Source organism: Paenibacillus sp. PAMC21692 (assembly GCF_014303795.1).
Lineage (GTDB): Bacteria > Bacillota > Bacilli > Paenibacillales > Paenibacillaceae > Pristimantibacillus > Pristimantibacillus agaridevorans.
Window position 1 is genome coordinate 8,079,454 of record NZ_CP060293.1, and the last position, 22,005, is coordinate 8,101,458.

Annotated in this window: 15 protein-coding genes; 3 read left to right on the plus strand and 12 right to left on the minus strand. The window is 45.6% G+C overall.

Translation table 11 applies throughout. From position 1 onward, the window contains the following. Positions 1-225: 225 nt before the first annotated feature. The 9 genes from H7F31_RS32075 to H7F31_RS32115 all read right to left on the minus strand — a co-directional run bounded on the left by H7F31_RS32075 (position 226) and on the right by H7F31_RS32115 (position 13,123). Positions 226-2,457: a helix-turn-helix domain-containing protein gene (locus tag H7F31_RS32075; protein ID WP_187102151.1), complete on the minus strand. Its 2,232-nt coding sequence runs from the start codon at positions 2,455-2,457 to the stop codon at positions 226-228. Between the two features lie 193 nt (positions 2,458-2,650). Then, positions 2,651-2,884 carry a methyl-accepting chemotaxis protein gene (locus tag H7F31_RS32080; RefSeq protein WP_187102152.1) on the minus strand — a complete coding sequence of 78 codons (234 nt, stop codon included), beginning with the start codon at positions 2,882-2,884 and terminating at the stop codon, positions 2,651-2,653. A 27-nt stretch (positions 2,885-2,911) separates the two neighbouring features. After that, complete coding sequence (locus tag H7F31_RS32085) at positions 2,912-4,489, minus strand: response regulator transcription factor (protein ID WP_187102153.1); 1,578 nt, start codon at positions 4,487-4,489, stop codon at positions 2,912-2,914. Beyond that, entirely contained in the window at positions 4,482-6,293 is a 1,812-nt protein-coding gene (locus tag H7F31_RS32090; RefSeq protein ID WP_187102154.1) for a sensor histidine kinase, read from the minus strand. The genes H7F31_RS32085 and H7F31_RS32090 overlap by 8 nt, the downstream gene beginning before the upstream one ends. A gap of 54 nt (positions 6,294-6,347) precedes the next feature. Continuing rightward, entirely contained in the window at positions 6,348-7,187 is an 840-nt protein-coding gene (locus H7F31_RS32095) for a carbohydrate ABC transporter permease (protein WP_108992714.1), read from the minus strand. A 17-nt stretch (positions 7,188-7,204) separates the two neighbouring features. Continuing rightward, positions 7,205-8,062 carry a carbohydrate ABC transporter permease gene (locus H7F31_RS32100; RefSeq protein WP_187105655.1) on the minus strand — a complete coding sequence of 286 codons (858 nt, stop codon included), beginning with the start codon at positions 8,060-8,062 and terminating at the stop codon, positions 7,205-7,207. Positions 8,063-8,134: 72 nt separating this feature from the next. Continuing rightward, on the minus strand, positions 8,135-9,928 hold the full coding sequence (locus tag H7F31_RS32105; RefSeq protein ID WP_187102155.1) for an ulvan lysase-like protein: 1,794 nt from the start codon (positions 9,926-9,928) through the stop codon (positions 8,135-8,137). 80 nt (positions 9,929-10,008) lie between these two features. Then, positions 10,009-11,346, minus strand: a complete 1,338-nt coding sequence (locus tag H7F31_RS32110; protein WP_187102156.1) for an ABC transporter substrate-binding protein — start codon at positions 11,344-11,346, stop codon at positions 10,009-10,011. A 166-nt stretch (positions 11,347-11,512) separates the two neighbouring features. Further along, positions 11,513-13,123 (minus strand): arylsulfatase, encoded by a 1,611-nt coding sequence (locus tag H7F31_RS32115; RefSeq protein WP_222622732.1) that lies wholly within the window; start codon positions 13,121-13,123, stop codon positions 11,513-11,515. 250 nt (positions 13,124-13,373) lie between these two features. Between H7F31_RS32115 and H7F31_RS32120 the strand changes: the two genes are divergently transcribed. From H7F31_RS32120 to H7F31_RS32130, 3 genes are all read left to right on the plus strand, one after another. After that, complete coding sequence (locus H7F31_RS32120) at positions 13,374-14,942, plus strand: spore germination protein (protein WP_187102157.1); 1,569 nt, start codon at positions 13,374-13,376, stop codon at positions 14,940-14,942. A 5-nt stretch (positions 14,943-14,947) separates the two neighbouring features. Beyond that, positions 14,948-16,042 (plus strand): GerAB/ArcD/ProY family transporter, encoded by a 1,095-nt coding sequence (locus H7F31_RS32125; RefSeq protein ID WP_187102158.1) that lies wholly within the window; start codon positions 14,948-14,950, stop codon positions 16,040-16,042. A 304-nt stretch (positions 16,043-16,346) separates the two neighbouring features. Beyond that, positions 16,347-17,198, plus strand: coding sequence for a Ger(x)C family spore germination protein (locus H7F31_RS32130; protein WP_261800213.1), 852 nt, complete (start codon positions 16,347-16,349; stop codon positions 17,196-17,198). 290 nt (positions 17,199-17,488) lie between these two features. Here H7F31_RS32130 and phnW read toward each other — a convergent pair whose 3' ends face one another. The 3 genes from phnW to H7F31_RS32145 form a co-directional block, all read right to left on the minus strand. After that, positions 17,489-18,619, minus strand: a complete 1,131-nt coding sequence (gene phnW, locus H7F31_RS32135) for a 2-aminoethylphosphonate--pyruvate transaminase (RefSeq protein WP_187102160.1) — start codon at positions 18,617-18,619, stop codon at positions 17,489-17,491. 32 nt (positions 18,620-18,651) lie between these two features. Beyond that, on the minus strand, positions 18,652-20,352 hold the full coding sequence (locus tag H7F31_RS32140) for a HAMP domain-containing methyl-accepting chemotaxis protein (RefSeq protein WP_187102161.1): 1,701 nt from the start codon (positions 20,350-20,352) through the stop codon (positions 18,652-18,654). A 70-nt stretch (positions 20,353-20,422) separates the two neighbouring features. Continuing rightward, positions 20,423-21,979: an S-layer homology domain-containing protein gene (locus H7F31_RS32145; RefSeq protein ID WP_187102162.1), complete on the minus strand. Its 1,557-nt coding sequence runs from the start codon at positions 21,977-21,979 to the stop codon at positions 20,423-20,425. Positions 21,980-22,005 lie beyond the last annotated feature (26 nt).

Here is a 22,005-nt window from a genome sequence, read left to right on the forward strand (position 1 = left end):
TGTCGCGAATCCTCGTTCTTCCTTTGTTCAATTCCGATTTCGGCCATGGCTCACTCTTCGGATTCACGGCTTCAGCATAAGGCATCCTGCATTACAGCACAATTTTCATTTCACAGCACGCCTGTTTATAAAGAACAATATCGTTGCGCAAAAGAAAAAACCCGCAAAATCGCTGTAGCGACGCGGGTTTCAGGCGATGGTTCGAATGGATAAGTCAGGAGTGGGTCATTCGTCTAGTCGAGATTTCTTCCGGTAATAACCAGGAGGGTCGTTCGTCATCTGCTTGAATATTCTCGTGAAATTTTGCACGGAGGCGTAGCGCAGCCGTTCAGCAATCTCGCGAATTGGCATTTCGGTATGAGCAAGCCATTCCTTCGCTTTCTCGATTCGGTAACGCAAGACGTAGTCGCTGAACGACTCGTTGCGCTCTTCGCGGAACAACCGGCTCAATTGCGGGGGCGTTATCTGGAACGTATCGGCCACATGCTGCAAGCCCAGATCCGTGTCGTAATGCAAATGAATATATTGCAGCACCTGCTGAATCAACTTCGTCCGTTTCGGAATGTTCGCATCTTGCAGCGCATTCGTCACCAGCGGGAAAACCGTATCCGCAAACCAACGCTCCGTCTCCGCCAGCGATGACATGGCCAGTAATTGTTTGTACAGTTCCTTCGTATCCAGTTCCCCTCCGCCATCGCTCCACTCGCGCACGAGTTGGTCGAACTCTCCGATCAAATAAGCGAATGTGCCCAGCACGGATTCAGCGTTGTGCATATGTTGCGGAATGGCTTCGATCAGCGCCGACAAGCTTGACCTCGCTTCGGATTCGTCCCCCTTCGCCATCGCAGATAAAATCTTCTTCTTCAGTTCGATCAGCGAATATCCGGTCGGCCCCATCGGCATTCTGACGGAATCTTGCACGATCAATTCATCGCTGCCGAGCAACATCCGGTAACCGATCAGTTCGGACGCATCCTGATAAGCTTCGCTAATTCCGGTGTAGTCCCGGCATGCCCGGCTGAGCGCCACAGTGACAGGCAGGTGAAAGTGATTCTGACTATTGCTGCGGAATTCCATCGCTTTCCGCCGTACAGCCTCATCCGCCCGTTCGCTGGCGTCTTTTGTGCCGATCAGCACCGCAACCTGATTCGGCAGCGGAGATACCGTTACGCAGGAAAAATCGGTCTCGCATAATTCTTCCAACATTTTGCGCAGGGCATAGATCATAAGAGAACGGTCGTTTTCCTTGTATTTCTGCTTAAATTGAGCGAAATCATCCATCTCCACAAGACATACATAGAAGCGCGAACCTTTCAACAGAAGGCCGTATCGTTCCGTCTTTCCGCGTATCTTATTATCGGACATCTCCCCCCGTATCAGTTGAAGGAAAATCGAATCGCGAAGATAAGGCAGTTGTTCGCGGAATTCCCCCTGCAATTTCTGTTGCATCCGCTGAATAGGGGAATAAAGCCGATTCGAACCAAGGAACGCCATCAAAATAGCCAAGCCTACAAGCGAGCCAGCCAGCCCGAGCGTGAACCGGCGCACTTCCCCTGCTTTTTTCGTCAACTCCGTGTAAGGCGTAATCGCGATGTACGACCAATTGTTGTAGGAAGAATGGATCGACGCGGAGAGATAATCTTCCCCATTCATCGACGCTTTGCCTGCCTCTTCCCTTGACGATTCCGCTGAAACAACTCCGGCTGTCCCCCGAAACATGTACGGTTCCAATGTTGCCGAAATTCGCGAACCGATCTCTGAGGCATTCTGGCTGAATACGACCGCGCCCTGTTCATCCGTGATGAGAATTTTCCCGTTATGACCCAGTTCTACCTGTTCCAATATTCCAGTCAATAGAGATGGATCAATATGAAAGACGAGGATGCCATCCGGGCGGTCCGAATAAAATGCCGGCACCGGGCGCAGCATGAGCAACTCATGCGCGCGTTGGCCAGTTTCCGGCGGAACGACGACCATCGAGTTGAACCGGACGCCGACCGACTTCAGCAGATCGCGAAAAGGAAAATCGGTCAAATCGACAAACCCATAACGTGTCGAATACACTTGTGCCTCTTCCATGTATACCAACGATACGTCGAAATGAATTTCTTGCACGCTGCGGGCTTTTTTGATCACATCGATCGTACCGAACGTATATCCCAAATCATTGTTGATCGGTCCAATTTCAACCGACTTCTCCACAATGCTGTTGTTGGCGATTTGAAAAGATGCCCGATCCATACTTTTCATAAACTGATCGAACTGATACTGAATTTGGCGCAATACCATCAGATGGTTGCGGTCTACTTCCTGCTGAACGATCGATGCCGCGTTATTCGATGAGAACATGCCAAGAACAAGAACGGGGATGACGCTTAACAACAAGACAATAAGCATCAGCCGATGTTTGAAAGTTAAATTTTTCGAATAGTGTAAATCCCGTGCCGGACGCATCATGCGTTCATCCCCAATGACAGCGTTTTCAAAAATATTTCCATCCGAATGCTGTCAAGATTATATCATCCTCAATCAGAAAGAACAATGGAATGGAATAGCCCGAATTCTTCATCATAAATTGTCCGGTAGTATGTCCTGTTTCATAAGCTTCACTTTAACAACAAATAGGGGAGGGCTTTCGCCTCCCCAAGAACTATACAATATATGAACATGTTCCTCGTTTCTTCCGCAGCCGCCTTACCCGAGGCAACCTCTCCGTTACGCTGTTCATTGCGTCAACAGCTTGGCTGGTCTCAAGCTGCGTTACGCGAATAAGATCCGAGATCCGCTTGGCTGAAATGCCAGATTCGGAGGCGAGTCCTTTGACTTCGTTCGCCACTACGCCGAAGCCCCTGCCGCTTTCCCCCGCACGTGAAACAGTAATCACATAAACTAAGCGTTATGAGCTGCTTTTTTATGTTTTATGCCGATATGCGGTCGGCAGCATGCCGATCTCCCTACGAAACGTTCGGATAAAATAGCTTTTGCTATCAAAACCAAGCCGATCGGAGATTTGCTCAATGCTGTAATCACTATGATCCAGATATTCGCAAGCCCTCTCCATTTTTAGCCGCAACACATAGTCGACAAAATTTTCATTTGTTTCTTTTTTAAATAATCTGCTAAAGTAGGATGCATTCAAGTGAAGGCGCTGAGCTACCTCCGACATCGAAATTTTCTCATGCAAATGCTCCATCACATATCTTTGGGCCTCAATAATTTCGCGGCGTTTTGAGCTTGTGTTAATATACTGCACCACATGAAGCAAATCCGCCAGTTGGGTCCACATCATATCCTGAAAATGATCCAACGATTCCACCCAAAACAAGTTTTGATGGACAACCTCCTCGGAAAAACGCGTTTCAAAATAATGCAGCGACTTAATTTTCATTCTGAGGTCGAGTAATATTTTAAGTCCCCATTCCCGTACCACTTGAGGCTTGTATCTTGTTTCCCTAATTAATGAAATCCAATCCGCTAGCTTCCGCTTAAGATTTTCGACATCCTCTTTTATAATAAGTTGCTGAAAGTGCTCGGTAGCTTCCACATGATGGATAAACAGATCTTCTTCGGAATACTGATAATCCAGCGCGTCCAGCTTAAGAATGGATCCCTCCAGCCGATAAAAACAATGATCCTTTCCTTTAAGCAACTGCTTAATATTAGATTTGAGCGAAGTGGCATTTTCTGAATTTGTGCCGACAATAAAAGTAACCGAAAACTTCAAATAATCTTTAATAGCATCATTAATTGTCCTCAGTGTACCCTCAAGCGATTCATACACATTTGTTTTAACAAGATCCCTGTATTGAAATAACAACACCGTTTCTTTTCCGTTATAGGACAAATGAAAAATCCCTTGCTCCATCTCTTTCGCAACAACTTCCTCGATTACATTCTGCATGGAAAAAGACAGCAGTTTCTTAGACGAGTACCGCTTCTCTGCAACCTGTTGGCGATTGATAACACAGAGAACGGGGATGTATACATAAGTTCTAAAATCCAGTCCTATCTGATCCGTCTGATCGGCCCATGCCGCTTCATCTAATAAAGGATTATCTTCGAGCGACGTGATCAGTTCCTTGCTGACTTCCTGCTTTTTTAGAGTTTTTTCCTCATCCAGGCTATGCTTCATTTGCTCCAGCAGCTTTATTAATGAAACGGGATCAAGGGATTCCTTCAAAATATAATCCACCACATTAAGCTTGATCGCCTGCATAGCAAAAGAAAACTCATCATGACAAGACAAAATAATCGACCGAAGATTTTTTTTCCGCAACGTAAGCGCATTAATCAGCTCCAAGCCATTCATGACAGGCATTCCGATATCCGTAAGCAAAATATCAGGTGGATTTTCGACCGCGTAATCATACGCCTTTTGCCCATTGGAAAACCCGCCGATTACCTCCATATTAAGCGCTTGCCATGGTATGGCTTGCTGCAAATACTCAATCACCGGATAATCATCATCAACCAGCATGACTTTATACATAACGTGCCTCCCCCGCTGTCATTGGAATTAGCAGCGTTATTTGCGTGCCTTGATCGGGAGCGCTATCGATCAACACCTTAACAGTAGGTCCGTATATAAGCTTCAAACGCTCATAAACATTTTTGACCCCAATTCCGGAAAGGCCTCCTTTTCTTTCCTCGGTAGACAGCGCCTCTTCCTCCATATGAAGATGTTCGAGCAATAGCTTCCATCGATCTTCTGTCATACCCTTCCCATTGTCCGCCACAGTTACGCGCAGGCACTGGTGATCCACACGGGATGTGATCGTAATCGTACCTCCGCCTTCATTTAACCCATGAATATAGGCATTTTCAATGAGTGGCTGAATAAACAAACGAGGCACCTCAACCATTCTGGCTTCCTCTGTCATATCAACCTCATATAAAATCGGATGCTGCTGACGCATATTCATCAGCTTGATGTAGTGAGATACGATTTCAATCTCTTGATATAACGGAATAAATTCATTATTTCGGTTAATCGTCATCCGCAGCAAATGAGACATGGCTTGGATCAACGATGCATTTTCCTGATCGTTTTTCATTAAAATTTTAAGTCGAATCGAATTTAAAATATTAAATAAAAAATGCGGGTGAATTTGCGCCTGCAGCATCTCCAGTTCCAGCTTGCGCTTCTTTGTCTGATCGAGCACCGCTTGTTTAATCATCGCTTCAATCCGATCCAGCATCTTGTCAAATGATCGGCCTACCTTTCCGATCTCATTATTCCCTTTAATTTTAGCACGAATCGTTAAATTCCCTGCTTCAATCTCCCCAGCAACTCTTCCAAGGCGAGCCAGAGGCTTGGTCAACTGTCGCACAAAAATAATCAATATAAATAGAAAAAGCGAAAAGAACGAAACCTGAATGAACAAATTCGTTCGCCAAATAAAATTAATTTTTTGGGTAGCATCCTTATAACGAGTTACATGAACGAGCGACCAGTCCGAATAAGTCAACTTATGGCTTGCCAATAAATATTGCTCCCCATCGATCGTCGTTACCTGAGCGTCATCTTCATTAAAGCGAATCCGATCGGCATACGGAAAAGGCTGACCTATTTTATTGGAGTCCTGATGCGACAATACGTTCCCTGTCGAATCCACCAGCATAATTTCTTGATTGCCAGAAATCTTCGAAAAAGACTCGTGAAAATCCGTTTCTTTAATGCTGATAATGGCATAGCCTGAAGGTACGGTAGAGTATTGAAGTTTTCTCGCTATCGTCATCAAATAAGGACTGCTCTGCTTGGATGACAGTATATAATTAGGCTGTCCCCCTAGCCAGTGCAGTTCATGAGCATCCGTTTTTTTCAGTTTGTCAAACCAAGGCTCATCATAAAACAGCTGAAAGTTATGATTATAAAGGGAGTAATTTGTATATCCACTCCCCTCTTCCTCTTCCGTCAATATGGTGATATAAATATCATTTAATGAATTTGCAATGCTCCCCAGCTTGTTTGTTATTTTCACATTATTAAGTGCGCGCTCTCCATCATTTTTACTTTCCTTGCCAGCACTGATAAGCGAATTCATCTCGCCATCAAACTGGATATAATTTGTAATATAGAGCATGGTGTTAATTAATCCGGACAAATTTAACTCGACGATTTGCATCGTTTCTCGGGAGTTACTGATGGCATTATCCATCAGCACATCCTTAGCAAAATAATTCGACACCGTCGTAGATATAAGCAGCGGTACCAGCAAACAAATTACGGCGGTAACTATCAGCTTTTGGCGCAAAGAGATCATATTCCACTTATTGAGCAGCTTCTTCGTCACACTATACACGACCCTTTTCTAGTCATCCGAAAAGCGGTACAGCAGAATAAGTGATTACCCTTTCACACCGCCAACGGAAATCCCTTCGATAACTTGCTTTTGAGCGACTAAAAATACGATTAACAACGGTATGATCGCCGACACGGCGCCAGCCATCGTCAAAGCATAAAATTGACCTTCGCCATCGGCAAATTGACGCATTCCTATTTGAATGGTGTACAGTGCCTTATCGCGTATAAAAATAAGCGGCGTCTGATAGTCGTTCCACGTCCAAATAAAACGCAGGATCGCGTAAGTGGCAATCGCGGGACGCACCAACGGCAGCGCAATGCGAAGGAAGATTTTAAAATAGCCGGCTCCATCCATTTTCGCAGACTCAATAAATTCCGGATGTATGCCAATAAAAAACTGTCGCAGCATAAAGGTGCCAAACACGCTAAAGCTGTTTAAAAGAATCATGCCCAGATGAGAATCATAAAGATCCAACGATTTAAAAATTAAAAATTGTGGAACAAGAATAGCCTGTGTTGGAATCATATACAGCATCAAAATTAACACGAACAAAAAGTTCTTGCCTGCATATTGCAATTTCCCAAAGGCGAATCCAGCCATACTCGATATAATAACAGACACGACAGTCGTCAGTACAGCAACTTTCATCGAATTTAAATAATACAATAGAAATGGATATTGCCCCATCCAGACTTCACGATAGTTCTCAACCATATTCCAGCGCACAGGCAACCACTCGATAGGGAAGTTAAATACATCATTCTCAAATTTAAACGAGGTCACAAGCATCCATACGAATGGCAGGAGGAAAATTAAACCCACGATTAACATAATTATTGTCGTAATAAGCTTTCTAATATCAATACGTTGAAGGCTCCGCATCTTCGTCCTACTCCCTTCTATTCATTTACCCATTTTTTTTGCGCTACCCATTGAATCAGGGTAATAATGAATACAAACAGCAGGAGCACCATCGCAATCGCTGAAGCATAACCTGATTTCAAATTAACAAATGCTGTATCATACAAATAATAAACCGCCACGGATGTAGAATTGGAAGGTCCGCCAGCTGTTAGCACAGCTATTAAATCAAATACTTTAAATGTTCCGATTATTCCGATAATAAGCAAGAAGAAGCTTGTTGAGGATAACATCGGTAATGTGATCTTTTTAAATTTATGCCAGCCATTTGCCCCGTCAATAGAAGCTGCTTCATATAAATCACGTGGAATGTTCTGCAATGCAGCCATATAAATAATTAATTTAAAGCCGATTTGCACCCAAATCATTATAAACATAACGGAAGGCAAGGCAAAGTTTATATCAGACAGCCACTTTGGCGGATTATCAATGCCAATCGATATTAAAAATTGATTGATCGGTCCAAAAGTAGGGTGGAATAACACCTGAAATACGACTGCTACAGCTACGACGCTAGAAATATAAGGCATAAAGTAAATAACCTTCATCGTATCCTTCAAATAAACGTGACTATTAATAATAATAGCTAGCAATAGGGCAATCGCCATACCTATTGGAACGACAAATAACAATAAAAAGTTATTTTTCATCGATGTGAGAAAGATATCGTCGTCCAGCAATTTAGTGAAATTATCTAAACCGATAAACTTCGCTTGTTCAAATCCTGCTACGAAATTCCAATCCGTAAAACCTAGTACAATCGTTGCCAGCACGGGAATTAATACCAGTATGATAACCCCTATTAACATTGGACCCATAAACATATAACCAGCCATGGTTTCCCTCTGTGCTGCTTTGCTTAATTTTTGGCCAGCCGCCACAATTCCCACCCTCTTCTCGCTGTCAAGTTACTCCATTGCGAATGTAATCGTGAAAGAGTACACTCCTTTGTTTACATTTGTCATTTTCCAACATAATGGTAAGCATTGAATCGCTGGAAATACGCTGCTTATCAATTCCCCATTACCTGTTTGTTTAGAGAACTGTTCTCCAGTCCCGCTGACTATGAGCGCAGCTGCTTGTTTAGTGAGCTGCATACCGCTCATTGTTTCTTTTACTTCCGCATGATCCGGGATAATAACCGGCTCGGTTATACTAAGCTCAGTAACTGGTATTTGAACATCAATATAATAGGTTTTAATGATTTGCTTGTCTGACCATTCGTAATCAATCGTATAAAATAATTGGCTTTCAACTTGTACAACTGCCAAAGGAACAGACTTTAATTTTCCAGTCACGCGAACATTGCGCTGATCTTTCATCTGCTCATGGAAAAGAAGAGCTGGCTGGTGCTCATATAAGCTGCTAACGACTTCCCCATTTATAGCAGCTTCTATTCTGGGCGTTGTCGGTCCTTGAAATAATCCTGGGTATTGTGGCATATTAACGATTTCAATTCGCTTATAAACCGTAGCAGAACCAGCTTGCACTGCACCTAGTTGTTCATTCCACAAATAAGACATCATGCCGCCAGTAGGAGCGTTTATACTGCCATAGCCACTAATCGTTCCCATCCAAGACTGACTGCGTATATGCGCGCTATTAAGAGACGGATAATATTTGAAGTTAAAAATGTTGTCTGAAGGGAGCTGAGCCGTTTGATTGGTTAATGCTCCCCATTTTCCATAAACCAAAGCAATGGCCAGGCTATCCGCCCGATTAAATGTGCTATGGATGCAGGACTCATCGAATATTTGCTCATGTGCCGGTCCATAACCAACCATGCCTTGTTTCGTTATGCAGCTAATCAGATAATCCATATTACGTTCTGCTGCAACTGCAAATGCAGGGTCCATATCAGCCAACATCATATACGCCATCTGACAGCCGTGGGCTGTTTTACTGCCGTACATGGTCCACTTATAACTGCGGCTGCCAAAGGAATTATCAAGCGAGCCATCCGGATACATCATCTCCATATGGGCTCGTAAAGCACGAACGGCTTCCGCTCTCACACTTTGATCACCTGTCAGCATCGCATATTCCGCTATGGCTCCAATGGTCATATCGATATTGTAGCCGATATCAATTTGATCGCCGGCGGCATGCGGAAACTTGGATTCACCTACTATAAATCCATCACGATTTATACGCAGCAGCGAGGTCTGCATTAATTTACTAGCTTCTTCGGCATAATCAGTTCTTTGCAAAATTTGCGAACACCACTGTAAAGCTGCAGCTGATGAAATCAAATAATTTATATTATTTTTTGGAATACCGCCTTTACAAAAAGCCCAGACAAGGTATTCCGCTGCATTCTCAATCATAGGCAGTAATGGCTCTGCTTCTTTTTGTTCGCCAGCTTTCAACAAATAGTCGTAAGCATGACTTAACGATAACACTTGAAATACAGTCGTGCCTTTCCAGTCGGACGGCTCGTCATTGAGCCAAGAACCATCATACAATTGTCTTTTTTTCATATAAGAAACAAGTAGCCTAGCTGCTTGCTTGTAACGCAGCTCGCCAGTTTCTACTGCCATAAAATAAAGCGGAAATATAGCATCACCGCTGCGTCCATGAATACTTTTACACGCTGGACAAGCAAAGCCGCCCTTCCAGCTCGGCAATAAATCTGTTACCTGATGATCGATTAAAGTATTACAAAATTGTTTGACCAACTGCTTCATTTTTGTATAAGCCATCATCGTCCTCCTTCCATGCTCCGGGCAATAACTTATGTATCGCCCGGAGCTGAAGAGATAAAGTTAACTTGAATCAACAATTACTTATTCGTTTCAATTATTTTTTCCACTTTTGTTTTAATGTTCGCCATTGTTTTATCAATATCTTGTGTACCAAGCAAATATAATTGAGCCTCATCAATAAATGCTTTTTCTGCTTCAGTAATATAAACCGGCGGGATGATTGTCTTTGCCGGCACCGATTTTTCAATCGATTTGATCAGGGACTCTTTATCAATTGCTTCAGGCCTTTTCGTTCCAGCTACAATATTGTCTACGGATTCGATCGTATTTGCTTGCTTCCAACTTGACAAGCTTGTACCTTGTACGTCAATTCCTTTCGTTGTAAACCAGCGTACAAATTTATAAGCAGCTTCTTTGTTAGCCGACTTTTTTGCTACACCAACAATGTCGCCTTGCGGTCTAATATAGACTTCCTTATTTTCGGCATTTCTAGGCAAGGGAGCCCAAGCTATTGTAAAATCAGGTGTGAAATTCCCCCACTCGGAAATAAGCCAGCTTCCCGCCACCATCATACTAACTTTGCCGCCAAAAAATTGTTGACGGTAGTCAAGTTTTTGGGAAATCGCCTCTGACAATGGAACTGCCGATTTATCAACATTCTCCAACGTGTTGCGCAGTTCCAACGTACTGCGATAGATTGGGTTGTCGCCATTATACGTATCGTCACTTACGAGGTAGTTTTTATCAGGCAAACTCCCCTCTCTTACGACATAGTGCACATATGAATCGCGCAAGTAAGTACCATATCGTTTAGCTGCACCTTCACCTTGCGTTAGTTTTTTAGAATACTCCGCAAACTCTTCCCAGGTCCAATCTGTTGGAATCGGTAAATTTGCCGCATCCAGATGCTCTTTGTTCAACAAAACCATTGGTACTACATTTTTTGCAGGTAGACCATAATATTTTCCATCAATTTTTGGATCAAGCGTGTATTCTTCTGCCACATTGACGCCATCTTTAGCTAAAAACTCATCGATCGGCTCCATCATTCCGATTTTTACGCGCTTAGCAAACTCACCGCTAGTATGAAAAGCTACAACATCCATTTCTTCACCCGATGCCGTCATCAGATCAAGCTTTTTCAAATAATCAGCTGCGTTTACGTTATCAACCAACGGCATCGATTCCACTTTAATTCCTGGGTGCTCTTTTTCAAATTCTTCAATAAGGCCGCTCCAGTTTCCGCTGTTTTCGTTAAACCAATGTAAAAACTTAATGGTCACGACTTCTTCCTTGTCACCGTTGCCCGGCTCTTTTTTCGATGGATCTGCCGGTGTGCTGGAGCATGCTGCAAGAAGCAATGCAACCGTCAATAAAACAGTAAGCAAACTCGTTATTCTTTTTCTTTTGTTCACTTGTAAAACCTCCCCAAGATGTATAATTATTGTTGTAACTATAACTTCTATACAACATAATCGTAGAATATCATTTTCTTAATAGAGTCAGAAAGTGTACTCCCTCTACTAAATTGAGATTTTTTTGACTTTCTGCATCACTTACCATCGTTGATCAAACAATTTTCTACTTTCTCCGATTTCTTTTAGCTATTATTTCCAATATTTTCTCTCTAGGCTTGACTCCACAGCGAGTTGCCCAACGATCATATTGCACGATCATTTGTTGTACTCTTGCAGGGTATTGATCTGCTAAATTGTACATTTCAGTACGATCCTGAGCCATGTCAAACAGCTCCCATTCCCCAGGATAGTTTTTAACCAGCTTCCAATTCCCTTCTCTAACGGCCGCGTTGCCCTCATGCTCCCAAAAAAGAAATCGATCCTCGGCATGATCATCGCTCACAAAAAGCTTTTTCATACTTTTGCCTTCAGGCGGGCAGATCGCATGTCCATTATAAGTTGCAGGGTATGCTGCATTTGTAATATCCAGTATCGTAGCCATAACATCCGTTAATTGGCATGCCGTATGACGAATTTCACCCTTTGATTGGATTGCTTCCGGCCAATGAACAATAAACGGTGTTGCTATTCCGCCTTCATGAACCCAGTGCTTATACAGACGAAATGGCGTATTCGATAAATTGGCCCATGCAATGCCGTAGCTCTGGAATGTTGTCTCTGCTCCCGGCATAACATCAGGCCGATTACCAAAGGCTACATCTGCTCCAGTACTTGTTCTACCCCAGTTTTTCGGTATTTTATTCGGTTGAACAGGTTCGAATTCCTCAGCACAGCCACCATTGTCTGATAAAAAAAAGATTAGCGTCTGCTCTAATTGACCCGTTTCCTCAAGAGCTTGCAAGATCCGGCCAATGCCTTGATCCATGCTGTCAATCTGAGCGGCATAAACCTCCATGCGACGCTGTTCCCATTCTTTATGTGTCGCTTCTTCCCATGCGGGCTGGCTGATATCACGGTCTGTTAATGACCAGTCGGCATTTAAAATACCCATTTCTTGCATACGCTGCATTCTTTCTATTCGCAGTTGATCCCACCCGGCATTAAAACGATCTTTATACTTAGCGATATCATCTTCTTTGGCATGCAGAGGCCAATGTGGAGCAGTATAAGCTACATACTGAAAAAAGGGTGTGTCCGGATACTCCTCGACATGCTCCTTAATAAACCTGACAGCCTCATCGCTAATAGCATCTGTGTAGTAATAATCTTTAGCTAACGCTTCATGTTCAATATTTTCATTATCACGTGTCAATGTTGACGGGTAATAAAAGTTTCCAGAACCGGCCAACGTGCCGTAGTAACGTTCAAAACCGCGTTGCAAAGGCCAAGTATCAGTAACCTCGGAAATATTATTCGCGATATGCCATTTACCGCTCATATAGGTACGATAGTTCGCTTGACGCAGCACTTCAGCTATCGTGACGCATTGCTTATTTAAATTGCCTCGATAACCCTCTGGCCCATCATCATCAACTAATACCCCTATTCCTGTTTGATGGGGATGCAAGCCAGTAAGTAAAGACGCCCTTGATGGACTGCAGCGAGCCGTATTATAAAACTGCGTAAACTTTAGTCCCTTTTCCGCTAATTGATTCAAAAAAGGGGTGTCCACCTCTCCCCCATAACATCCAATATCTGAGTAACCCATATCATCATTTAAAATCAACAATATATTAGGGCGTCTAGCCTCTTGTTCATGACTTTTCTTCGCCACTTCATTTCGCCTCGTTTTCCACAATTTAGATTCGGCATTCCGTCTTGCTCACCGCTCTCATTTAAGAATACCATGCAGTAAAACTATGCATGCAGACCACACCATTTACTTTATTGAGATTATTTTGACTTAAAAAATATATCAACATCCGGGTTAGCAGGAGGCCGCGGGCTCCGACTCGGTATAAATCCCATGGTCTTCGTAAATATTAAAAAAATGGAAAATATGCTCAAGGGATGGGGGATCAAAGTTGGGTCGACGCCATGTTTTTAGCGATCGCAGTGTCATTAACCGAGAACAGGGTTCATCTCATACTTCTACCCAACTTATGCTTAATGAGAAGTTGGAAGTAAACTTACGATACGTTCTGGACGAATTTGGTGAAAGTATTGATCTTGTCTGCCGCCAAATACCATTCGGCTCTACTGGATTTCTATCGGCCGTTTTGTACTTGGACAGTCTTGCCGACGAAAAGACAATTAATCAGCAAATCATCCAATCCGTTCAAACGATTGAAATCGACTCCGACTCCGCATTTTCGAATCCTCAAGAAATAATGGAGTTGTTTTCGGACCGTCTGCTGGCTTTGGCCGACGTAGAATCGCTGACAACGCTTGACGAACTTATTGAAGCGATATTGAGAGGCCGCACCGTATTGTTGGTCGACGAATGTACGCTTGGGCTTGGGATGTCCACAATCGGCTGGGAGAGTAGAAGTATCAAAGAACCTCAGAACGAAAACGAAGTTCGGGGTCCCAAAGAAGCATTTATCGAGAATTTGAGTACGAATCTCGCAATGATAAGACGAAAAATTAACAATCGCAATGTACGATTTACCGTGCTTGTGTTAGGAAGCCAAACAAACACGAATGTTTGTTTGGCTTATTTGAACGGAATCGCGCCACAATCCTTGGTTGACGAAGTAAAGAGCAGGATGGGCAAAATCGACGCCAGCAGTCTATTCGAAACCAACGATATCGAAGAATGGATCCAAGACCATCCTTACTCTGTGTTTCCGCAGATGGAAATTACGGAAAAACCGGACCGGGTCGCCGCTATGATGTTGGACGGAAAAATCGCCATACTCGTGGACGGTACTCCTCATTCATTGATCGTACCAACCGTTTTTATGCAATATTTCACGACGACGAGCGATTATTACACCAACTTTTATTTTTCTTCACTACTGCGCGGACTCCGTTTGTTTGCTTTTATCATCGCCTTGATAACACCGGCGTTATATATCGCGATCACGACGATGCATCAAGAGATGCTTCCGACGATTCTGGCGCTTGAGATCGCCGGAACGCGTTCAGATGTTCCGTTCCCAGCCGTAGTTGAAGCGTTGGTGATGGAAATCGCATTTGAGCTGCTGAGAGAAGCCGGGATTCGGTTACCCAAAGTTGCGGGTCAAGCGATAAGCATCGTGGGCGCCCTAATTATAGGAGAGGCGTCAGTACAGGCGGGAATCGTCTCGCCATTCATGGTTGTCGTTGTCGCGATAACCGGGATCTCGTCTTTCGCCATACCGAGTTTCAGTCTCAGCCAAACGGTTCGGATGCTGCGTTTTCCCCTTATGCTACTTGCATCAATTTTGGGATTGCCTGCGCTTGCACTGGCCATGCTCTGCCTGCTCACTTACATGTCCGCGCTGAAGTCATTCGGAATTCCTTACCTTTCTCCATTCTCGCCTATCCAAATTGGGAAATGGAAAGATTCAATCATCCGGTTTCCACTTCCGCAGTTGGTCAGAACCAAACAAAAATCAAATCGATCTGTTCATCATGACCGAAACGAGTTTAATCCGGAGGACTGGTGATGCATATGAAGCCGACAATTAACGCCTTTCAGCTTGCGCTTCTTATTGTGGCCAACAGGGTTGCCTCCATGACGGTATTTCTGCCTGTTGTGACCCGCATGACCGGCGGAGGCAGAGACGCTTGGATTGCGGCCATTATCAGTGGAGTTGTGTCCTGCGGAATCGCCTGGCTGGTAGTCTCCTTGTCAAGACGCCATCCGGATCTTACGTTAATCGGGATGAATAAACACTTGCTTGGGAAGTGGATCGGAGGGCTCGTATCGATAATATTTCTATATTACTTTTTGCATGTGTCGATCATCTTGATCCGCGATTTTGCCGAAGTCATCAATACGTCGTTAATGCCGGAAACGCCTGTTACCGTATTTATCGCCTGTATGACCGTGGCTTCTGTCTATTGCGTTTACAAAGGTCTCGAAGGCATCGTTAGGACAAATAGCATAACATTACCCTTCGCTGTGGCTTCTATCGTGCTTATTCTTGTCATTGTGACCGGAGCTTTTCATTCTGAAGAGCTTTTGCCTCTGCTGGATGACGGATGGAATCCAATCTGGGTGCGCGCCATTGTTCCGACGGCATGGAGCGGCGAAGTCATACTGGTCACGATGTTGTATCCCTATATAGCGGATAAAACCAATGTGATGCGATTTACGATTTGGAGCGAAATCATCGTGACTGTCTTATTGGTTTTTTTGGCTATATTTGTTGTGGGCGTTTTTGGAGCACGGGAAGCGGTGGATATGACTTTGGCCGTTTTTTCCCTTGCGCGCATAGTTTCAATCGGCGACTTTTTTGAACGGATCGAAGCGGTCATGATTGCGATCTGGATCAGCACCTTTTTAACGAAAACTTCTATTTTTTTGTATATAGGAGTTCAGGGCACCGGAGAATGGCTTGGCATAAAGGGAAAAAAAATATTGATCATTCCGTTAGCCATTACGGCTATGATCTTAGCGACGGTTTCTTATGATAGTATCGCCGATCTCGTATTTAGCTTATCGCCCCGCAACTGGGGGAGCTTCGCTTTGTTTACGGGGGCGGCGCTTCCGATGATACTGTTGATGGTCTCCATTATTCGAGAAAAGAAGGTCGGATCATGAAAGGATTCCGTCGGCATCTTCTCTTGACGATTAGCCTTGTTCTCCTTTCCGTCATCCTAACGGGTTGCTGGAACCGAAAAGAAATCGATACGCTTGGTTTCGTAATCGGCGCGGGGATCGACACTAGCGACCAAGGATATTTATTGAGTGCCCAACTTGCCAATACAAGGGCAATCGGGAAAGATAAATCCGGAAAAGAACCGCCCTATTTTAATTTTCGCGCAAACGGAAAAACCTTTTTCGATGCGATTCGCAATATTACGAACACATCCCAAATCGGTTGTTCTGGCCGCATACCAAAGTATTGGTTATTGGCGAATCGATGGCTCAAAGAGGGATTAAGCCCGCCCTTGAGTTTTTCAGCAGGGATGCTGAAGAACGACGCAGCGTGTTATTGGCCATTTCCCAAAGCCGCGCTGAGGACATCATCAATGCCAAAGTCAAGACCGGAGGCATGCCTGCTCTTTCGCTCGTCAATACGATGAAACAATATAAATCCCATTCCAAGACAGTCGAATTGAACTTGAACGATTATTTCAGAATGTATCACAGCTCGACAGCTATAATGTTCCCGACCGTCAGCGTCGTGAACGAACAGGGAGAAGATATTGGCTACCATGTAGCCGGATCGGCTATCGTAAACGGCGAGCAACTCGCGGGGTATTTGACTCCGATTCAAACAAGAGGTGTTTTGTGGGTTATCGGGAAGGTGAAAAGTGGCATTATCGTTGCCAGATGCCACGGTACCGAAGGGCGAACACCAGCGAATAAGCTTGCGTTCGAGATTATGAAAGCTGATTCGAAGGTGAAGGTCGAAAAATCCGGCGAACGGTTCCGGATCAAGGTTCAAATCGAGGAAGAAGGCAATCTGGCCGAAGCTTCGTGCTCGGAGGAAGAAATTAACCCGGATCGAATTGCCCAATTGGAAGCCATCCAAAAAGCGGAAATCGAAAAGGAGATTCAGAGCGCAATCATGCAGGCCAAGAAGTTCAAAGCGGACGTCTTTGGGTTCGGAGAAGCTATTCATCGGGCTGACCCCGTAAGCTGGAGAAGCTTAAAAGAGAATTGGAGCGAGATCTTCCCAAAACTCGGCATAGAAATTCAAGTCGAAACAAAAATAGTAAGCAGCGCCTTAAATCAACGAAAATCTAAGTAGGTGAGAGTCATAATGATTGCTTTGACGATGTTCCTGTTGACGCTTTTCGGCATGAAGGAGATATCCCCCCTTATTCGAAAATCAGCAAAAAAAGAATTGGCAGTATACCTATTCCTGTTAGCGCTGAACGTTTTGTTAATAAGCATGCTCATTCTAAAGATCGAGATAGCGACACCTCAGGACATGATTAATGGTTTGGCCGCTAAAATATTCGGAAGCGAATAATATTTGAATGGAGCCGCGAATGGAGGCCGAGCAATGACACTCGGCCTTCTGTTCGCGTTGAATATTTATCTAACCGCCTGTTCCACCGCAGCGATAAGGCGATGTATGTCCTCCACTCTAACATCGCCAATACTTCCAATTCGGAAGGTGTCTGCCGAAGAAATTTTCCCTGGATAAATGACGAACCCGGATTGCTTGAGACCTTCATAGAAAGCAGGAAACGTAAAATCAGATACCTCGTTGGCATGAGGATAATGAAAAGCCGTAATAAAAGGCGATTGTTGCTCCGGCGGGAGCAGCGTACGGAAACCGAGACGCGCCATGCCGTCCACCAGCGCCTGCTGGTTATCGGCATACCTGATATGTCTGGCTTCCGGTCCGCCTTCTTCCTCTAACTCTATCAGCGCCTGGTCGAAGGCGCGTACCACATGCGTCGGCGAAGTAAAGCGCCACTTGCCTCCTTGCTTCTCCATCGTTTCCCATTGGTCGAACAAATCAAGCGAAAGCGAGCGGGCTCGTCCCTTGCAAGCTTCGAGCGCTTCCCTTCTGGCGATTACGAAGCCAAAGCCGGGGACTCCCTGAATGCATTTATTGCTGCTGCTGATTAGGAAATCAATCGACAGCTCCGCCATATCGAGCGGAATGCCGCCAAAGCTGCTCATGGCGTCGACGATCGTGGTTAGGCCGCGCCGTTTTGCCGCGAGAGTCGCCTCGGCGATCGGATTTAACATGCCCGTCGTCGTCTCACAATGGACAACCGCCAAATGCGTGGCGTCCGGGTGGGCATCGAGCGTCTCCTCCAGCATTGCGGCGCTGATTGGCGATGTCTCGCCTACATCAACGGCAACGACTGGCATATGCAGCACGCGAGCGATCTGGACGATGCGCCGTCCGTATGCGCCGTTTACCAGGACGACTATTTTTCCGTCTTGAGAAACGACGGAGCCTACGGTTGCCTCGACGCTAAAGGTGCCGCTGCCTTGCATGGGAACCACCGTATAGGCATCCGGCTCCAGCCTGCTCGCAAGTTGGACAAGCCGGCTCCGAATATGCTGGACAAGGCCATTATATTCGGAGTCCCACGTACACCAGTCGCGCAGCATGGCCTCTTTAACCGAAGCCGTCGTCGTAAGCGGTCCAGGCGTAAGCAGCAGGTAAGGATTATCGGGTAGAGCACTTGTACTGTTCGTTTTCATCCTAATATCTCCCTTTGAACAATTGCTCTTCTTTATAATCTGAATGATGATATCGTTTGTTGCAAATCGTCTGCGAGTTTCGACAGCTGGGAAGTCGATTCCGAAATTTCTTCCATGGAAGCTGCTTGCAATTCCGAAGCTTGAACGACGCTTTTTGCGTTCTCGTTAGCCAAGCGCGCATTTGAGGCCGTGAGAAGAAGCGTTGCTGATACCTGTTCGGTGGAAGCAGCCATTTGATCGGATGTAACGGACACTCCCATTATCTCGTTATTTATCGTCCTGATCTCTGTCAGGATTGCAGAGAACATGTTCCTCGTTTCTTCTGCAGCCGCCTTACCCGAGGCAACTTCCTCCGTTACGCTGTTCATTGCGTCAACAGCTTGGCAGGTCTCAAGCTGCGTTACTCGAATAAGATCCGAGATCCGCTTGGCCGAAATGCCTGATTCGGAGGCAAGCCCTTTGACTTCGTTCGCCACTACGCCGAAGCCCCTGCCGCTTTCCCCCGCACGTGCCGCTTCTATTGAAGCGTTAAGCGCGATCAGATTAGTCTGATTTGCAACTCCGGTTATTAGCGTTACGATTTCCCCTATTTGCTCGGAGCGTGCACTGAGATTCTTCATTAATTTCTCTAAATCCGTTAAAGAGGCTTGTATGACCCCCATTTTCCCTACGAGGTCTATAATAGAAGCATTGCCTTGCTCCGCATGGCGAGAAGTCGATTGCGTCTTTTCGGATACCGAAGCCGAAGCCGCGGCGACTCGCTCTATACCTAAAGCTATTGTCTCCATTGATATGGAGCCCTCCTCCATTCCTGCCAATTGTTCTTCCGAGCGATTCGACACTTCCTGTATCGAAGTCGCTACTTGCAGAGATGTCATTGCAGCCGAATTCGCGCCGACCGAGAGTTCTTCGGACATGGTCGCGACCCGAGAAGAGGTGTCGGCAGTATCTTTAATCGCGAGCCGCAAGCTCACCACCATATCCTCTGCAGCTTTTGACAACACCCCGAGCTCGTCTTTCCTCCGATTGAGTAACGGTTTGACAGTGAGATCGCCAGAAGCCACTTGCACGATATGAGCCGTGACCCGCCTCAAAACCACAACGATTTGATAATGAAAGATAATGATTATCGCGAGTACGACAAGCAGACTAGCCGCCATCGTAGAGTAGATCATGATGGTGCCGCTTCGGTTCGCATTCTCCACCTCGTTGGCGGCGGCTATAGCGCCTTCACGATTTAACAATTTCAGTTTGTTAAAATTCACCTGCATGGAATTAAATTTCACTTGCCCATCGGCCAATAGTTCTGCCGCCTCATCTATTTCGCTATTTCTGCTCTTATTTAGCGTAAGCAGGTTCACTTCTTTAAATGAATGCCAGGCCGATTGCAGTTGAACGAAGATCTGATGCTCCTCCGCAGTCGACAGGGTTTCGTCATAGACTTTAAGATTCTTTTCAAAGCCGTTATACAACTGCGTTATGCCAAGCTCAATCGTATCCATCTTCACCTTGTCTTGCTCATCCTTATGTCGATACGTCATGGTCAATATATGCTCTGCTTCGTAGTTCATTTCATTTAGCGTTTCTACGGCCGGAAGCCAGGATTCCGTAATAGCGTCGACCCGTTCCTTCATGTATTCCATTCTGGATACAGAGAAGTACCCTAACACGAATAGCAAAAGCAATACAACCCCGAAACCTATCCACATCTTCTTGCCCACGGTAATGCGCATGAACCATTCCACCTTTAGCCGATCGTACCAAGAAAGAGCCCGCCTATTTGAGGTAGGCTCTAAATCTCCGCTAGAGCAATGAAGCTTCCAGGACCATCCGTACAACTTTCGTCGCTTCGGCCCGTGTTACATAGCCCTGCGGATCGAATAGATCACCCGGCTTGCCGCTCAATATGCCGGCGGATTGCAATTGACGAACGGAAGAAGCTGCCCAGACGGATATCGCTTCCTGGTCTTTAAACGGACGGGATTCGTTCGTTGATGACGACTCGATTTTTGCATAATCCATAAACCTGGTAATCATGATCGCCATTTCCTCCCGCGTTATTTGACGATCTGGAGCAAACTTGCCCGCTCCGACCCCGTTTACGATGCCATGCTCGTTCGCATAAGCGATATAAGGCGCGTAGTAGGCGTCGGCGTCTACGTCTTGGAATGCGTTAACCGTAGCCGTTCCTTCGATGCCCAGCAGACGGCCAAGCACCGTAACGAACATGCCTCTTGTCACCGATTGGTCGGGGGCGAACCGTTCGTTGCCGACACCGAGGAACAAGTTTCTCGCCGCCGCAAATTCGATATTCGGCTGAGACCAATGATTCGCCGCGTCCGTAAACGTCTTCGCGTTGTAGCCGATTTCGTACGTGCCCGCTTCGGTTGCGGCAATCAAGACCTGCCCATCCAACATGGCAGATTGGGAAATGATCGATCTCTGCCCGCCCGTTGTCCGATAAGCGACGATACCCTGGTTCGTTTCAGCGTTAGCCCGTTCATAAGGAATCGATAACTTCAGCTTCCCATAGAAGCTCTCGATTTCTTTTCCATCCGCGGTAATGACAATGGTTCTAGCCGGCTTCTGTTTCGAGCCATTGGCTATTTCGATTTGGATTTCCGCGCGGCTGTTTCCCAACTGCTTGAGATCAAGCGAATCGATCTCCAGGCTTCCGATCGGCGTTAGAATGGCCAATCTCTTGCCGCTGGATGCGATTTTCTGCATCGTTTCCTGCTCCAACTCCAGCCGTACGCTCCTTGACGTGTTTGGCGCATCAACCCTGATCGTCGTGCGTTTGACATGTCCGTCGTCGATGACGACTTCCTGCGTCGCCTTGTTGTCCACGCTGACTTTAACCGTCCAAAGAACTCCTTGGACAGTAAAAGTTCCCGCCTTGCTCGTCATGTCGGCCGGCGTGTTCAGTTCCACGAAACCTTTCAAGTCCGTTACCTTGAAAGGTTTAACTCCAGATTTTTTAGCCTTGAAGGTCAATTGCGCGATCGCAGCCGGGGTGTTCGAATTAAAACCGTCGACGTGGACGGCGGCGATTCTAACCGTGCCGCCCGAGGCATTGACCTTATGCTCGAACATCCAGCCCTTCACGTCGGCGCCTTGCGCGACGTCCCGGTCGGCGATTTCCAGCGCATCGCGATCGTAATGAAGCGTGAATTCAAAGGTCTTCAGTCCTTTCGGCCGGTTTATGACAATCTCGACAGCGGCGCTTTGGCCCAGTCCCGCCTGAACGGACTTGACCTCCAGTTCAGGCTCGCTTCCTTGCGCATTGATAAATGCGGCAGAAGGGATGAGCAACGACAAAATCAACAAGCAGATCGTCCATTTCCAGGTATGTTTGTACATCGCTATTCCCTCCTAATTACGACCTT

Bases quoted from the DNA above. Each gene is read 5' to 3' on its own strand.
- H7F31_RS32075 (WP_187102151.1), bottom strand. From the start codon at position 2,457: ATGATGCGTCCGGCACGGGATTTACACTATTCGAAAAATTTAACTTTC.
- H7F31_RS32085 (WP_187102153.1), bottom strand. From the start codon at position 4,489: ATGTATAAAGTCATGCTGGTTGATGATGATTATCCGGTGATTGAGTAT.
- H7F31_RS32095 (WP_108992714.1), bottom strand. From the start codon at position 7,187: ATGCGGAGCCTTCAACGTATTGATATTAGAAAGCTTATTACGACAATA.
- H7F31_RS32100 (WP_187105655.1), bottom strand. From the start codon at position 8,062: ATGGCTGGTTATATGTTTATGGGTCCAATGTTAATAGGGGTTATCATA.
- H7F31_RS32105 (WP_187102155.1), bottom strand. From the start codon at position 9,928: ATGGCTTATACAAAAATGAAGCAGTTGGTCAAACAATTTTGTAATACT.
- H7F31_RS32125 (WP_187102158.1), top strand. From the start codon at position 14,948: ATGAAGCCGACAATTAACGCCTTTCAGCTTGCGCTTCTTATTGTGGCC.
- phnW (WP_187102160.1), bottom strand. From the start codon at position 18,619: ATGAAAACGAACAGTACAAGTGCTCTACCCGATAATCCTTACCTGCTG.
- H7F31_RS32140 (WP_187102161.1), bottom strand. From the start codon at position 20,352: ATGCGCATTACCGTGGGCAAGAAGATGTGGATAGGTTTCGGGGTTGTA.
- H7F31_RS32145 (WP_187102162.1), bottom strand. From the start codon at position 21,979: ATGTACAAACATACCTGGAAATGGACGATCTGCTTGTTGATTTTGTCG.